General features: G+C 73.0%; 13 protein-coding genes and 1 tRNA gene. 6 read left to right on the top strand and 8 right to left on the bottom strand.

Annotated features, from left to right (window positions below; all coding sequences use genetic code 11):
- Positions 1–16: 16 nt before the first annotated feature.
- Positions 17–508, top strand: coding sequence for a MarR family winged helix-turn-helix transcriptional regulator (locus AB0I29_RS07440; protein ID WP_357479917.1), 492 nt, complete (start codon positions 17–19; stop codon positions 506–508).
- Between the two features lie 25 nt (positions 509–533).
- Here the strand turns inward: AB0I29_RS07440 and AB0I29_RS07435 are convergent, their stop codons facing one another.
- The 3 genes from AB0I29_RS07435 to AB0I29_RS07425 all read right to left on the bottom strand — a co-directional run bounded on the left by AB0I29_RS07435 (position 534) and on the right by AB0I29_RS07425 (position 3511).
- A complete protein-coding gene (locus tag AB0I29_RS07435; protein WP_285102959.1) occupies positions 534–680 on the bottom strand; it encodes a hypothetical protein in 147 nt (48 codons plus the stop codon).
- Position 681: 1 nt separating this feature from the next.
- Complete coding sequence (locus AB0I29_RS07430) at positions 682–2073, bottom strand: OFA family MFS transporter (protein ID WP_357480682.1); 1392 nt, start codon at positions 2071–2073, stop codon at positions 682–684.
- A 109-nt stretch (positions 2074–2182) separates the two neighbouring features.
- On the bottom strand, positions 2183–3511 hold the full coding sequence (locus AB0I29_RS07425) for a serpin family protein (RefSeq protein ID WP_357479914.1): 1329 nt from the start codon (positions 3509–3511) through the stop codon (positions 2183–2185).
- Positions 3512–3734: 223 nt separating this feature from the next.
- On the opposite strand from AB0I29_RS07425, the gene AB0I29_RS07420 reads away from it, so the two are divergent.
- The 3 genes from AB0I29_RS07420 to AB0I29_RS07410 all read left to right on the top strand — a co-directional run bounded on the left by AB0I29_RS07420 (position 3735) and on the right by AB0I29_RS07410 (position 9624).
- A complete protein-coding gene (locus AB0I29_RS07420; RefSeq protein ID WP_357479911.1) occupies positions 3735–6128 on the top strand; it encodes a Tex family protein in 2394 nt (797 codons plus the stop codon).
- Positions 6129–6295: 167 nt separating this feature from the next.
- Positions 6296–7960: a TetR/AcrR family transcriptional regulator gene (locus tag AB0I29_RS07415; RefSeq protein ID WP_357479908.1), complete on the top strand. Its 1665-nt coding sequence runs from the start codon at positions 6296–6298 to the stop codon at positions 7958–7960.
- Between the two features lie 32 nt (positions 7961–7992).
- Positions 7993–9624, top strand: a complete 1632-nt coding sequence (locus AB0I29_RS07410; protein WP_357479905.1) for an NAD(P)/FAD-dependent oxidoreductase — start codon at positions 7993–7995, stop codon at positions 9622–9624.
- 132 nt (positions 9625–9756) lie between these two features.
- Here the strand turns inward: AB0I29_RS07410 and AB0I29_RS07405 are convergent, their stop codons facing one another.
- From AB0I29_RS07405 to AB0I29_RS07395, 3 genes are all read right to left on the bottom strand, one after another.
- Positions 9757–10791, bottom strand: coding sequence for a glycine betaine ABC transporter substrate-binding protein (locus AB0I29_RS07405; RefSeq protein ID WP_357479902.1), 1035 nt, complete (start codon positions 10789–10791; stop codon positions 9757–9759).
- Positions 10792–10952: 161 nt separating this feature from the next.
- Entirely contained in the window at positions 10953–11636 is a 684-nt protein-coding gene (locus tag AB0I29_RS07400) for an ABC transporter permease subunit (RefSeq protein WP_285102965.1), read from the bottom strand.
- Positions 11633–12292 (bottom strand): ABC transporter permease, encoded by a 660-nt coding sequence (locus AB0I29_RS07395; protein WP_357479898.1) that lies wholly within the window; start codon positions 12290–12292, stop codon positions 11633–11635. Before AB0I29_RS07395 ends, AB0I29_RS07400 begins: the two co-directional genes overlap by 4 nt.
- Before the next feature lie 43 nt (positions 12293–12335).
- Between AB0I29_RS07395 and AB0I29_RS07390 the strand changes: the two genes are divergently transcribed.
- The gene (locus AB0I29_RS07390) at positions 12336–13424 is read left to right on the top strand and encodes an ABC transporter ATP-binding protein (RefSeq protein ID WP_285102969.1); all 1089 of its coding nucleotides are present in this window, start codon (positions 12336–12338) and stop codon (positions 13422–13424) included.
- 50 nt (positions 13425–13474) lie between these two features.
- The gene (locus AB0I29_RS07385) at positions 13475–14371 is read left to right on the top strand and encodes a hypothetical protein (protein WP_285102971.1); all 897 of its coding nucleotides are present in this window, start codon (positions 13475–13477) and stop codon (positions 14369–14371) included.
- 64 nt (positions 14372–14435) lie between these two features.
- Here the strand turns inward: AB0I29_RS07385 and AB0I29_RS07380 are convergent.
- Positions 14436–14511 (bottom strand) — tRNA-His (locus AB0I29_RS07380).
- Between the two features lie 72 nt (positions 14512–14583).
- Complete coding sequence (gene orn / locus AB0I29_RS07375; protein ID WP_357479895.1) at positions 14584–15219, bottom strand: oligoribonuclease; 636 nt, start codon at positions 15217–15219, stop codon at positions 14584–14586.
- Positions 15220–15459 lie beyond the last annotated feature (240 nt).

Raw genomic sequence — 15459 nt, 5'->3', positions numbered from 1 at the left:
CGCGAAGATAGATTCCATGGAAGCCAAACAAGATTCCACGGAATCTATTCCTCGGGACGAGGACGGTCTCGACGGCGCGCGTCTGCTCGACGACCTCGTCCGGGTCGAGGTCCGGCTCTACACGCTGCTCGACGCGCGGCTGCGAGCCGCGCACGGGCACGGGCTCGGTAGGTTCGACCTGCTGCGCGCCGTCGACGCGGTCCCGCGCTGCCGGGTGTCCGACGTGGTCCGGCGCCTCGGGATCACCGTCGGCGCGGCCAGCAAGGGGGTGGACCGGCAGGTCCGGGACGGGCTGGTGCGCCGGCAGGCCAACCCCGAGGACGGCCGGTCCTCGTTCCTGGAGCTCACGCCTGCCGGGCGGCGGGTGCTGGACGAGATGCTCCCGACGCTCGACCGCGCCACGGCCGAGGCGCTGCGGGGCACGGGGGTGCCCGACGGCGACCTCGCGCACCTCGCGCGGGTCCTCGCGGCGGTGCGGGGCGGCCTGGAGGCCGGGAGCGCGAGGTGAGGCGGTCGCCGTCGGGCAGGGGGCCTCAGCCCGTGAACAGCGGGATGACGCTCCGGACCGTCTGGAACAGCCCGTAGGCCAGGGGCACGGTCACCACGAGCCAGGTGGCGACCAGCCGCGGCACCTGGTTGGGCGGCTGCTCCGGGTCGCGTTCCTGCGTCTGCTCGACCATGTCAGACCTTCCCTTCGACGAACTCGTCCGCCTGGTGCGGCCGCTCGTGGAACCGGGCCGCGACGGGCCGGACCAGGGCGTTGGCCAGGAAGCCGACCGCGAGCACGGCCACCATGGTGAACAGCGCGGGCCGGTAGTCGGCGGCCACCAGCTCGCCGGGCGTGCCCCGGGCGTCCAGGAACCCGTTGATGATCAGGGGTCCGGCGATGCCCGCGGCCGACCACGCGGTGAGCAGCCGGCCGTGGATGGCGCCCACCTGGAAGGTGCCGAACAGGTCGCGCAGGTAGGCGGGGACGGTGGCGAAGCCGCCGCCGTAGAACGAGAGGATCACGGCGGCCACCAGCACGAAGATCACCGTGGAGGTGTGGCCGACGGTGGCCAGGAGCACGTACAGGATCATCCCGACGCCGAGGTACATGACGTAGACGGGCTTGCGGCCGATGTAGTCCGACGTGGAGGACCACACGAAGCGGCCGGCCATGTTGAACAGGGACAGGAACGCCACGAACCCGGCCGCCGTCGCCGGCGCGACGGACGAGACGCCGTCCACCCGGAAGAAGTCCTGGATCATCGGCGCCGCCTGCTCCAGGATGCCGATACCCGCCGTCACGTTGCAGAACAGGACGGTCCACAGGAACCAGAACTGCGGGGTCTTGATCGCGTTCGCCGCGGAGACGTTCGCGGTCGAGACCATCGGCTTGGCCGCGACCGCGGCGGCGTCGAACCCGGTGGGCGTCCAGCCGGGCGGCGGGACCTTCACCGTGAACACGCCCAGCATCATCACCAGGAAGTACACGATGCCCAGGGTCACGAAGAGCGAGGTGACCGCGCCGCCCGACGCCACGGAGGTGGGGTCGGAGGGGTCGTAGCCGCTGTCGTAGGCGGCCATGAGCTGGCGGGACAGCGGCGAGGCGATGAGCGCGCCGCCGCCGAACCCCATGATCGCCATGCCCGTGGCCAGGCCCGGCCGGTCGGGGAACCACTTGATCAGCGTGGACACCGGCGAGATGTAGCCGATGCCGAGCCCGATGCCGCCGATGAACCCGTACCCGAGGTAGACGAGCCAGAGCTGCGACGTCGCGATCCCGAGCGCCCCGATGAGAAACCCGGAGGCCCAGAAGCAGGCCGAGGCGAACATGGCGGCGCGCGGTCCGGCGCGCTCCACCCAGGTGCCCAGCACGGCGGCCGAGAGGCCGAGCATGACGATGGCGATGGAGAAGATGATGCCGATCGCGGTGAGGCTGGTCTCGAAGTGGGCGACCAGCGCGCTCTTGTAGACGCTGGTGGCGTAGGCCTGGCCGATGCACAGATGGATGGCGAGCGCGGCCGGCGGGATGAGCCACCTGCTGTAGCCGGGCCTTGCCACCGTGTGCTCCCGGTCGAGGAACGACAGTGCCATCAAGCACCTCCTCGTGCTCAGGGGATCAGGTCGCAGTAAGTGCGGTTTCTCCCGTTTGCGTGGGCACGCTACTGGCGCTGGATGCCCGGGTCAATGGTCCGGCTCAGTGCTGCGGGCTGCGCACGGCGGCCAGGAACAGGGGGAGACGGGTCTCGGTGTGGGCGATCCGCAGGAGGTAGGGCCGGTCCACGGTCATCCGGACCGCGGGCTCGCCCGGCATGGCGCCGGTCGCCTCCATCCCGATCTCGGTGACGGCGGCCGCGACCGTGCCCTCCTCGTCCAGGTGCAGGTAGGCCTGCTGCACCACCTGGCTCACCTGGAGCCGCTCGGTGGTGCTGATGCCCGAGAGGTCCGGGGCGTCGTACAGCCCGCCGAGACCGGCCTCGTCCAGCGCCGGGGCCAGGTCGAGCGCCGGCGGTTCGAGCTCCAGGGTGGGCATGGCGAGCTCGACGGGCCGGGGCGCCACGCCGTCCAGGGCGGTGGTGAGGGCGGTCAGCGTCCCGGGCGCGACGTCCGCCGGGTCGGTGCCCTCCGGCGGCAGCAGCACGTCCGCGTGGAACGCCTCGCCGTAGGGGAGGCGGACGGCGACCCAGCCGTCGTGCTCGGCGTACCCCCAGGACTCCGTGCCGTGCAGCATCTCGACGGGTTCCGTGCCGTCGGGGCCGGTGAAGTCCTCGTCCCGGGTGGCGTGCTCCTGGAACGGCGTGTCCCAGCGGGCCGCGAGCAGGACCGCGTTCTGCAGCACCAGGCGCAGCATCGGGTCGGGCTCGATCGCCGACTTCTCGATCAGGCCGCCCGTGTGGTGGTTCACCCAGGCGTCCAGCACCTTCTTGCCCGCGCCGGTGCCCAGGTCGGTGCGCTGCACGCCGGCGTCGAACGCGGACGCGAGCGCGTCCAGGTAGCCCTGCTCCACGACGAGCTGGTCGTCGAGCACGGCCTGGTTCGCGAGGTGCAGCACCGGGCGGTCGGGGAGCTCGTCGTCCTGCGCGACGCCGGGGTCGCCGTCGTGCCTCGCGAGCTCGGCCGTCAGGGCGTTGTAGGCGGCGGTGCGGTCCTCGCCCGAGGCGCCGAGCGCGGCGTCCAGGGCCGTCGCGGTCTCGCCGCGCGCACCCTCGGCGAGCAGCGCCAGCGCGAAGGTGAGGGACGCGGGGGAGACCAGGGCGTTGTCCTTCGGCTCGGCGGTCGCGCGCAGCGCGAGCAGGCCCAGGTCCTCCGTCGCGGCGACGGCGTCGGCGCTCGCGGGGGTGTCGGCGACGGCGACGACGACGCGTGCGGCGTCGGACCGCTCCAGGCCCTCGTCCGCCGCTGGGGCGCACGCGGTCAGCACGCCGCAGGCGGCAAGGGCGAGGATGCCGGCGGCCGCGGTGACCGCCGCGCCGTAGGGGCGGGCGGTGTGCGGGGCGGGTCGGGCGGTCCTGGCGCGACGGTGCACGGCGTCCTCCGGGTCTGGGGCCCGGGTGAGCGGGCGGGTCCTGCTCCGGATATGTCGTGACCCGCCCCGGCCTTGCACCCCGCCCCGTGTCAGACGTACAGGTCACCCGGGCGACCTGTACGTCTGACACGCGCGGGCGGATGCGACAGATGTCAGTGGCGCCGGGCACAATCTGTCCCGACCATCCCGGTGGGTTCGACCCCCTGAAGTGAGGTAGTGGACGTTGGCAAGCATCAACCAGCGCATCGCCGAGGAGCTGGGCGTTCGTGAAGGGCAGGTGACCGCAGCGGTCGACCTGCTCGACGGCGGCGCGACCGTGCCGTTCATCGCCCGCTACCGCAAGGAGGTGACGGGCACCCTCGACGACGCGCAGCTGCGCACCCTCGAGGAGCGGCTGCGGTACCTGCGCGAGCTCGAGGAGCGGCGCGCGGCGATCCTGGCGTCGGTGCAGGAGCAGGGCAAGCTCACGGACGAGCTGCGGGCCCAGATCCTGGCTGCGGAGACCAAGTCGCGTCTGGAGGACATCTACCTCCCGTACAAGCCCAAGCGGCGCACCAAGGCGCAGATCGCGCGCGAGGCCGGCCTGGAGCCGCTCGCCGAGGCGCTGCTGGGCGACCCCTCGCTCGACCCGACGGAGGCCGCCGGCCCGTACGTCGACGCCGACAAGGGCGTGGCCGACCCGGCCGCGGCGCTCGACGGCGCCCGGGCGATCCTCGTGGAGCGCATGGGCGAGGACGCCGACCTGATCGGCACCCTGCGCGAGCGGCTGTGGAAGCGCGGGCGCATGCTGTCCGCCGTCCGGGACGGGGCGCAGGACAAGGGCGCGAAGTTCTCGGACTACTTCGAGTTCGCCGAGGCGCTGTCCAGCCTGCCCTCGCACCGCGTGCTCGCCCTGTTCCGCGGCGAGAAGGAGGACGTGCTGGACCTGACGATCGAGCCCGAGGAGGGCATCGAGGCCGGCGTGCCGACGTCGTACGAGGGCACGATCGCGCACCAGTTCGGCATCGCCAACCAGGGCCGCCCGGCCGACCGCTGGCTGAACGACACGGTCCGCTGGGCGTGGCGCACCAAGATCCTGGTGCACCTCGGCATCGACGTGCGGCTGCGGCTGCGTTCCGAGGCCGAGGACGAGGCCGTGCGCGTCTTCGCCGCCAACCTGCGCGACCTCCTGCTCGCGGCGCCTGCGGGCACGCGGGCCACGATGGGCCTCGACCCGGGCCTGCGCACGGGCGTCAAGGTCGCCGTCGTGGACGCCACCGGCAAGGTCGTGGAGCACGCGACCATCTACCCGCACCAGCCGGCCAACCGCTGGGACGAGTCGCTCGCCGTGCTGGCCCGGCTGGCCCAGAAGCACGGCGTGGACCTGGTGGCGATCGGCAACGGCACGGCGTCGCGCGAGACCGAGCGGCTCGCCGCCGACCTCATGAAGAAGGTGCCGGAGCTCGGCCTGACCAAGGCGGTCGTGTCCGAGGCCGGCGCGTCCGTGTACTCGGCGTCCGCCTACGCGAGCGCGGAGCTGCCCGACCTCGATGTGTCCATCCGCGGCGCCGTCTCGATCGCGCGCCGCCTGCAGGACCCGCTCGCCGAGCTCGTGAAGATCGACCCCAAGTCGATCGGTGTGGGCCAGTACCAGCACGACATCACCGAGACCAAGCTGTCGCGCTCGCTGGACGCCGTGGTGGAGGACTGCGTGAACGGCGTGGGCGTGGACCTGAACACCGCGTCGGTGCCGCTGCTGTCGCGCGTCTCGGGCATCACCTCGACGCTCGCCGAGAACATCGTGGCCCACCGGGACGCCAACGGCCCGTACGCGTCCCGGGCGGCGCTCAAGAACGTGCCGCGACTGGGCCCCAAGGCGTTCGAGCAGTGCGCGGGCTTCCTCAAGGTCTCGGGCGGCGACGAGCCGCTGGACGCGTCGTCGGTGCACCCCGAGGCGTACCCGCTGGCGCGGCGCATCGTGACGGCGTCGGGCGCGGACGTGCAGGCGCTGATCGGCAACGGCGGCGCCCTGCGCACACTGAAGCCCACCCAGTTCGTGGACGAGACCTTCGGCCTGCCCACGGTGACCGACATCTTCGCCGAGCTGGAGAAGCCCGGCCGCGACCCGCGCCCGGCGTTCACCACGGCCTCGTTCGCGGACGGCGTCGAGACCCTGGGCGACCTGGTGCCCGGCATGGTGCTGGAGGGCCAGGTCACCAACGTCGCCGCGTTCGGCGCGTTCGTGGACATCGGCGTGCACCAGGACGGGCTCGTGCACGTCTCGGCCATGTCCAAGAACTTCGTCAGTGACCCCCGCGAGGTCGTGAAGTCGGGCGACATCGTCAAGGTGAAGGTCATGGACGTCGACCTGCAGCGCAAGCGGGTCTCCCTGACGCTGCGCCTGGACGACGAGGTCGGTGCGGCCCCCGGCGGCCGTACCTCGGGCGGCGCCCGCTCCGGCGGGGCCGGCGGTCAGGGCGACGGCCAGCGCGGTGGCCGTCCGGGCGGCGGCGAGGGCCGGGGCCGGGGCGGTCAGGGCGGACAGGGCCGCGGTCAGGGCGGACAGGGCGGCCGCGGTCGCCCCGCCCCCGCGGACACCGCGATGGCGGATGCCCTCCGCCGCGCAGGCCTGGCCTAACGCCCCGCGCGGGGCCTGAGGAGACGTCGAACGTAGGGTTGGTCGCAGCAAGAAGCGTGATGGGGCGACCAACCCTACGTTCGACTACCAGGTGATGCCTCGTGAGGCCTGGGCGTGGGAGACTGGGTGCCACATCGTCGGCCCCCTTCGGAGACCAAGTACGCCCCGTGAGCAGCAGCGCAGAGAGCACGCCCCGGCGGCGTCGACGGCAGGAGCTGCTGAACCGCTCGATCGCCGTGGCGCGCCGCCTGCTCACCGACGGCGGGCTCGAGAGCGTGACGATGCTGGCCGTCAGCCGGGAGATCGGGATCGCCGGGCCCGGCCTCTACCGGTACTTCCCGAGTCGCGCCGACCTGCTGCGAGCGACGTGCCGGCACGTGCTCGACGAGCTGGTCGCGCACGTCCGCACCGCGGTCGCCCGGCAGCCGGCCGGTGACCGCGCCGCCGAGGTGCAGGCGCTGACGAACGCGATGTTCGCGTGGTGCGTGGCGCACCCCCACGAGTTCGACCTGCTGCTCGGCGCCGGCCTGCGTCTGGTCGAGGAGGGCGCACCGGTCGGCGGGGAGTCCGGCGGCACGTTCTACGAGGTGGCCGCGCTCGCGTTCCCGCCGGTCGTCGCCCAGTGGGCCGACGGCGCCGTCCGGTTCGACGAGCCCGTTCCCCCGCAGCTCGCGGCGGACCTCGGCGCCCGCCGCGACGCGCTGCTCGCGGTGTTCCCGGACGCGCCCCGCGACGTGCCGCTGGGGCTGGTCGCCGCCGTCCGCGTCGCCTGGCAGCGCACCTTCGGCCTGCTGTGCATGACGGCGTACGGGCACGTCACCGAGCCCGACGGGCCGGTCCGGCGCGACTACGTCACCGCCCTGCTCGACGACCTGAACGCCAGGAACCTCGCACTCTTCGGCCTGGGGGTCAGCCCCGCCGCCGTCCTGGAGCCAGTCTTCGAGCCCGCTTCCGAGAGCGGTGCGCCCGAGCCCACCGCGCCCGCCACATCCGGGTCCCGCCCGGCCGACGAGGCCGGCACGGCCACCCCGGGCGCCACGGGTCGTCGGGCACGGCTGCGCCGGGAGCTGGTGGCGGAGGCGCTGCGCTCGGCACGCCGCCTGCTGGACGAGCACGGCCCGGACGGCGTCACGATGCAGGCCGTCGCGAAGGACGTCGGGATCGCGGCGCCCGGGCTGTACCGGTACTTCGACGGCCGCCCGGGCCTGCTGCACGCCACGCACCAGGACGTCGTCGACGAGCTCCTGGCGTACGTGGAGACGGCCCGGGCGCGGCAGCCCGGGGACGACCCGAGCGCGCAGTGCCACGCCGTCGTCGACGCACTGTTCCGCTGGTGCATCGCCCACCGCAACGAGTACGACCTGCTGATGTCGGGACGCCTGCGCATCTCCCTCCCGGGCGAGGACACACCCGGGGAGCCCCGCCACGCGCCGCTGATGGCCCTGGACCGGGTGGGCGCCGTGTTCGCGCCGATCGCCCTGGCGTGGTGGCGGGCGGGCTGCCGCGTGATCCCCGACGACGAGATCCTGCCCGCGCTCGGGCCCCACCTGCGGGCCGCGCGCGAGGCGATGCGCGGGATCCCGGGCTTCCCGCCGGACGTGCCGCTCGGGTTGCTGCACGCGATGAACCTGTGCTCGGCGCGGCTCTGGGGCCTGCTCACGCTGACCGTCTACGGCCACATGGGCGACATCGACGCACCGGCGGCCGCCGCGCACCTGGACGCGCTGGTGCTGGACCTCGTGGTCGACGCCCTCGACGTCTTCGGCCAGAAGCTCTCCGCGGACGTCGTGCTGGTGCGCGACACGCCGGGATCGTCCGACCCCGTCCGATAGACCGGTGGTGCGGGTTCGGTCAGGATGACGACATGAACAACGCACCCGAGACACCTGGCGAGCAAGCGGACGAGACCTACGACGTCATCGTGATCGGTGGCGGTCCCGTGGGCGAGAACGCGGCGGACCGCGCCTCCCGCACCGGCCTGTCCGTCGCCCTGGTCGAGTCCGAGCTCGTGGGCGGTGAGTGCTCGTACTGGGCCTGCATGCCCTCCAAGGTGCTGCTGCGCGCGGGCACCGTGCGCGCCCTGGCGCGCGACACGCCCGGCCTGGCCGACCCGGGGGCGCCCGACGTCGCCGCCGTGCTGGCCCGGCGCAACGAGATCACCTACGACTGGGACGACTCCGGGCAGGTCTCGTGGGTCGAGGGTGCCGGTCTGACGCTCGTGCGCGGGCACGGCCGCCTGGCCGGCGAGCGGCTGGTGGAGGTCACGGTGCCGGCGGCGCCGGCCGGCGCCGGGTCCGGCGACGCGACGGCCGGCGGCTCCGAGGACGACGACGCCGACGTCGGCGGCGGCCTCGCGGAGGCCGAGACGGGTGACGCCCCGGTGACGAGGCTCCTGCGGGCCCGGCACGCGGTGATCGCGGCCACCGGCAGCGTGCCCGTGCTGCCCGACACCCCGGGGCTGGCGGCCGCCTCACCGTGGTCGAGCCGGGAGGCGACGGGCGCCGAGGCGATCCCCGAGTCCCTGGTCGTGATCGGCGGCGGGGTGGTGGGCGTCGAGATGGCGAACGCGTACGCCGACCTCGGCGCGCAGGTGACGCTCCTGGCCCGGGGCGGCCTGCTGTCGAACGCCGAGCCGTTCGCGGGCGAGATGGTCGGCGAGTCGCTGCGTGCGATCGGCGTCGACGTCCGGACCGGCGTGGGGGTCGCCTCGGTCGAGCGGCCGGGCACCGGCAGCGACAACGAGCCCGCGGGCCCGGTGACCGTCACCCTGTCCGACGGCGGGACGATCACCGCCGCGGAGATCCTGGTCGCGACGGGGCGCGTGCCGCGTACGACCGACCTCAACGTGGAGAGCGTGGGCCTGGACACGTCGAGCCTGGGCCGCGGCGGGGCGCTGGTGGTGAACGAGTCGCTCGAGGTGGTCGGCGTGCCCGGCGGCTGGCTGTACGCGTGCGGCGACGTGACGGGGCGGGCGCCGACCACGCACCAGGGCAAGTACCAGGGCCGCGTCGTCGGCGACGTGGTCGCGGCGCGGTACGGCTCGGAGGCCGGCGACCGGTCACCGACCAGCGGCGATCCCGAGCCCGCCGTCGGGCAGGAGGGCAAGCCGTGGTCGCGGTACGCCGCGACCGCCGACCACAGCGCGCGCGTCCAGGTGGTGTTCACCCGGCCGCAGGTGAGCTGGGTCGGGCCGACGGAGCGCGAGGCGCGGGCCGCCGGGATCCCGGTTGAGGCCGTGTCGTACGACCTGTCGTGGGTGTCCGGTGCGAGCGTGGACGGCCCGAACTACACGGGCCGGGCCCAGGTGCTCGTCGACACCCAGCGCCGGGTCCTGGTGGGCGCTACGTTCGTGGGGCCCGACGCCGGCGAGATGCTGCACGCCGCGACGATCGCCGTCGTCGGGGAGGTGCCGCTGGACCGGCTGTGGCACGCGGTGCCCGCGTACCCGACGGTCAGCGAGGTGTGGCTCCGCTTCCTGGAGTCCTACGGCCTCTGAGCCACCTCGGGCTCGGCCCAATCACCTTTGAGGCCCGGATTTCTTCGCTGTGGAGCCGTCCAAAGCGAAGAAACCCGGGCCTCAAAGGTGAGCCGCGGCGGCCCTCGACGGGGCCGGGCAGGTCAGGTCAGGTCAGGACGACGGGGTCAGCGAGCCGTCCGAGCTGAAGACCAGGCCGAGGGTGACCTCGCCCTGCTGCAGCGCCGACTTGGTCAGCGGGCCACCGGCGTCGAGCGAGCGGAACTCCGCGAACTCCAGGCCGTACGTCTCCTCGAGACCCGGCTGGCAGAACGGGCGCTCCGTGCACTCCGGCGGGCCGCCGAGCACGAGGCCGCCGCAGGCTTCGGCGAGCTCGCTGAGCGTGGTGACGCCGTGCTCGTCCGCGAAGGCCTTGGTCACGGCGAACGCGTTCTGGTCCTGCGCGGGGGAGGGCTCGCCGAACACGAGACCCACCTCCTCGCCCAGACCGGTCAGGCCCTCGACGGTCGCGTCGAGGTCGCTGCTCGCGACCGGCTCGGCGTCGGCCCCGTTGACGTCCTTGTTGATGAACTCGGTCAGGGTGCCCACGTACTCGGGGATCACCTGGACCTGCTCGCCGTCCTCCAGTGCGGGGAGGTAGGCCTCACGGTTGCCGATGGTGGTCACCTCGGCGTCGTACCCGGCGGCGTTGAGCACCGTCGCGTAGATGGTGCCGAGCGTGGCGCTCTCGGCGAAGTCGGCGGCGCCGACGACGATCTTGCCGCTGCCGCTCTGCTCGGGGCTGTCGAGGCCGGCGTCGGCCACGAACTCCTCGGCGACCTCCGCGGAGGTGCGGCGGTCGACGTCCACGGCCTTGTTCAGGCCGATGAGCGTGTCGGTGTCGAGCGCTGCCGACACGGAGTCGAGCAGCGGGATCAGCGTGTCGTCGCCCTCCGCCGCCGCCGCGTTGATCGCCGGGATGATGTTGTCGACGGTCTGGAGCTGCTGGTCGTCCTCGAGCACCACCAGCTCGTCGCCCGGGACGGCCTCGCACGCGGCGAGGCTGCTGCCACCGGTCTCGGTACCGCCACCGTCGCCGCCACCGGCGGAGCCTGGTTCGCCACAGGCGGTCAGGAGCGCGAGGGAGACGACGGCGGCCGCGGCGCCGAGCGCGCGGGGCAAGGACACATGCGTACGGGGGAACTTCATCGAATGTCTCCGAACGTGGGTGGCGTACAACTGTTCTACGGCTTCGATCCGTCCCATTCGACCTCGGTCGGCGGTCGATGGCAAGGGATAAACCCCCTCGTGAGAATGTCGTTACATTTGGTCGGGTACCCCGGAGAGTTATTCCCGGAGAGGCCGCCGTGCTACGCGGCGCGGACCCGGAGCGGCGCCGGCGTGGCGAGGCGTTGCCCGACGGCGAGCACGCCGTCGATCGCGAGGCACAGCGCCGCGACCACGATGCCGCCTGCCAGTACCTCGCCGTACCGCTGCGTGCCCATGCCGAGCGCGATGATCTGGCCCAGGCCACCGCCGCCGGCCAGCGCGGCGAGCGGGATCGTGGCGACCACCTGCACGATCGTGACCCGCAGGCCCGCGGAGACCAGCGTCGTGGCCAGCGGCAGCTCGACCTGCAGCAGGATGCGCCCGTTGCTCATGCCCATGCCGCGGGCCGCGTCCTTGGCGTCGGGGTCGGCGCCGCGCACGCCCTCGTAGGTGTTGACCAGCAGCACCGGCACCGCGAAGAAGGCGGCGGCGATGACCGTGGCGGTGTTGCCGAACAGGCCGCCCGCGGCGAGCAGCAGGATGATGCCGAGGGTCGGCAGCGCCCGGGAGGCGTTGGTGAGCCAGACGACGGTGCCCGCGCCCCGGCCGCTGTGGCCCAGCCAGGCACCCGTCGGGATGGCGACGGCGGCGGCGATGGCCACGGCGATCACCGTCATGACCAGGTGCTCGCCCGTGAGCTCGAGGATGCCGCCGGGCTCGGTCCAGGTCAGGGGGTCGTTGAGCCAGACGACGGCCTGCTGGACGACTCCGGTCGGGGCGCTCATGCGGTCCTCCCGCGCAGCCAGGGGGTCAGGGCTCTGCCGACGGCCCACAGGGCGAGGTCGAGCACGAGGGCCAGCAGGATGGTCGCGAGCGTGGCCGTCATGATCTCGGCCCGGTAGAAGTTGTTGCGGAAGCCCTGGAACATGAGCTGGCCGAGCCCGCCGTACCCGACCACGACGCCCACGGTCACCAGCGCGACCGTGGACACCGTGGCCAGCCGGAGGCCGGCGATGATGCTCGGCATCGCGCTGGGCATCGCCACCTGGACCAGCAGGCGCCCCGGCCCGTAGCCCAGGCCGCGCGCGGCGTCGGTGACGGCGGGGTCCACTGTGGCCAGCCCGGCCACGGTGTTGCGCAGGATGATGAGCAGCGCGTAGACCACCAGGCCCACCAGCACGGGCGTGCGGCCGATGCCGAGCAGCGGGGCGAGGATCGCGAACAGCGCCAGGGACGGCACGGTGTACAGGACGGCCGCGGTGCCGAGCACCGGTCCGGACAGCAAGCGGGACCGGGAGATCAGCACGCCGAGCGGGATGGCGATGGCCGCGGAGATCGCGACGGCCTCGATCGTCAGGCCGGCGTGCTCGACGGTGCGCTGCCAGATCACGGGCGCGTTGTCGACCACGTACGACCAGGAGAACCACGGGTTGCCGGGCATGCCGTAAAACCTATCGTGCTCTTCACCCGGTAGGTTCGAGCACATGGCTTCTCGCACCGTCATCGAGCTCGACACCGTCCGCAAGGCGTTCGGGAACGGCACCGTCGCCGTCGAAGGGCTGAGCCTCTCCGTGCACGAGCACGAGGTGCTCGCGCTCGTGGGGCCGTCGGGCTGCGGCAAGTCCACCACGCTGCGCATGGTCAACCGGCTGGTGGAGCCGACGTCGGGCCGCATCCTGCTCGACGGCGAGGACGTCACCACCACCGACCCCGTGGCCCTGCGCCGCCGCATCGGCTACGTGATCCAGAACGTGGGGCTCTTCCCGCACCGCACCGTCGAGGCGAACATCGCCACCGTGCCCGGCCTGCTCGGCTGGGACCGGCGGCGCACCCGGGCGCGCGTGGCCGAGCTCCTGGACCTCGTGGGCCTGCCCGCCGCCACCTATGCGAAGCGCTACCCGCACGAGCTGTCCGGCGGTGAGCGCCAGCGCATCGGCGTGGCCCGGGCGCTCGCGACCGACCCGCCGGTGCTGCTGATGGACGAGCCGTTCGGCGCCGTGGACCCGGAGTTCCGCCGCCACCTGCAGACCGAGTTCCAGCGGATCCAGCGCGAGACCGGCACCACGGTGATCCTCGTGACGCACGACATCGACGAGGCGGCGCGCCTGGGCGACCGGATCGCCGTCCTGTCCCGCGGCGGCAAGCTGGAGCAGGTGGCGAGCCCGCTCGCGGTACTGGCCCACCCGGCCTCGGAGCGGGTGCGCGACTTCATCGGGGACGGTGCGGCCTCGCGCATGCTCTCGCTCGCGGAGGTGCAGCCGGCCGACCTGGAGGGCGCGGACCGGATCGTCGAGCCCGCCCCGGCGCCCGTGCGGCTGGGCGCGCGGCTGACCGACGCGTTCGAGGCGGTGGCGGCGCTGCCGGCGTCGGCCATGGGGCGGGTGCCGGTGGTGGGGGAGTCGGGCGACGTCGTCGGCTCGCTGACCGCGGACGGGATCCTCGGCGCGCTGCGCCGGGCGGCGGACGCGGCGGCGGGGACGCCGTCGGACGCGGCCTGGGGTGAACCGGACGCGGACGTGACCGGCACGACGGCGGACGCCGACGACGCCGCTGTGACCGACGCCGCGTCCTGACCTGCGCCCAGACCGGGACCCCCGGGAACCTGCCCCGATAGTCTCGGGGCGTGACCAACGCACGCGTAGCCCTTGCGACCTGTTCCCAGCTGCCCGACCTCGACAAGGACGACGTGCCGCTGATCGCCGCGCTCGCCGAGCGTGGTGTCACGGCCGAACCCGCCGTGTGGGACAGCCCGGCCGTCGACTGGCAGGCCTACGACCTCGTGCTGGTCCGCTCCACCTGGGACTACTCGCCCCGCCACGACGAGTTCCTCGCGTGGGCGCGCTCGCTGCCCAAGGTGGCCAACGGCGCCGACGTCATCGAGTGGAACACCGACAAGCGGTACCTGCGCGAGCTCGAGGCGGCGGGCGTCCCGGTGATCCCGACGATCTGGCTCGACCCGCAGCGCCACCTGTCCAAGCGCGCCGTGCACACGCGCATGCCTGCGTTCGGCGACTTCGTGGTCAAGCCCGTCGTCAGCGCCGGCGCCCAGAACACGGGCCGCTACCAGCCGGTGTCCGCGCAGTCGCGCGGCAAGGCGATCGCGCACGCCACCCGCCTGCTCGACGACGGCCGCTGGGTCATGATCCAGCCCTACGTCACCTCCGTGGACACCACGGGCGAGACCTGCCTCGTCTTCATCGACGGCGAGCTCACCCACGCCGTCCGGAAGAACGCGCTGCTCACCGGGCCGGCCGAGGACTCGGGCGAGCTGTACGCGCGGGAGGAGATGGCGTCGTTCGAGGCCACGCCCGACCAGATCGAGGTGGCGCGGCGGGCGCTCGACGTGGCGCGGGCGGCCACCGGCGCGGACCTCACCTACGCCCGCGTGGACCTCGTCTCGGGCGACGACGGCGTGCCCATGGTCATCGAGCTGGAGCTCACCGAGCCGTCGCTCTGGATGAGGTACGGCACGGGCGTCGAGGGCAAGCTCGCCGACGCGGTGGTGAAGCTGCTGGGCTGAGCCCGGCGCCGTCGTCGGGCAACGCAAGAGGGCCCCTCGCCTGAGCGAGGGGCCCTCTTGCGCATGGGGTGAGCGACGGGACTTGAACCCGCGGCCCTCGCGACCACAACGCGATGCTCTACCAGCTGAGCTACGCCCACCATGTCCGCCGATCGTGGACCGGCGACCGTCGAAAAGCATACATGGTCAGCGGCCACGAACCGAACTCAAATCTACGGAGCGAGCTGCTTCGTGACGGACGTCTCGGCGACGCTCGCCGCGGCGGCGCGAGCGGTCGCCGTGTCGGGGCCCGGCTGCGCGGGGAACAGGACCTCGCGGTAGTAGCGCAGCTCGTCGATCGACTCCAGGATGTCGGCCAGCGCGCGGTGCCCGCCGTCCTTCTTGGGCGAGGCGAAGTAGACGCGCGGGTACCAGCGGCGCGAGAGCTCCTTGATCGACGACACGTCGATGATCCGGTAGTGCAGGTACTCCACCAGCTCGGGCATGTGCAGGTCGAGGAACGACTTGTCGGTGCCGACGGAGTTGCCGGCCAGCGGAGCCTTGCCCGGCTCGGGCACCCACTCGCGGATGTAGGCCAGGATCTGCTCCTGGGCCTCCTCGAGGGTCAGGCCCTCGTCGAGCTCCTCGAGCAGGCCGGACGTGGTGTGCATGGTGCGGACGAAGTCGTTCATCTGCGCCAGCGCCTCGGCGGGTGGCTTGACGAGGACATCGACACCGGTGCCCAGGACGTTGAGATCGGAGTCGGTGACGATCGCGGCGACCTCGATCAGCGCGTCGGCGCGCAGGTCGAGGCCGGTCATCTCGCAGTCGATCCAGACGATGCGCTCGTTGGGGTTGGGAAGGCTCACCGGCCCAGCCTATTCCGTCCGGCGCGCGGCGGGTGTGCACGGTTGCGGTACGGGGTGGAAGCGGGCGGAGGAGGGTGGTTCGCGGTGGTCCGGGGCCGGCGCTGAGGTCGCGAGGTGGGCTCGCGGCGTCGGCAGTTCGCCTCGCCTGTCGGCAGTTGGCATCGAGATCGGCACAGGCCTGTGCCCGATGAGTCGGACCTCGGGGACACGGATCCGGTCGTTGATGCGAGGCTCGGTGAT

The sequence above is a fragment of the Promicromonospora sp. NPDC050262 genome, assembly GCF_040655935.1.
Classification (GTDB): Bacteria; Actinomycetota; Actinomycetes; order Actinomycetales; family Cellulomonadaceae; genus Promicromonospora.
This window is presented reverse-complemented; position numbering and strand designations above follow the sequence as displayed.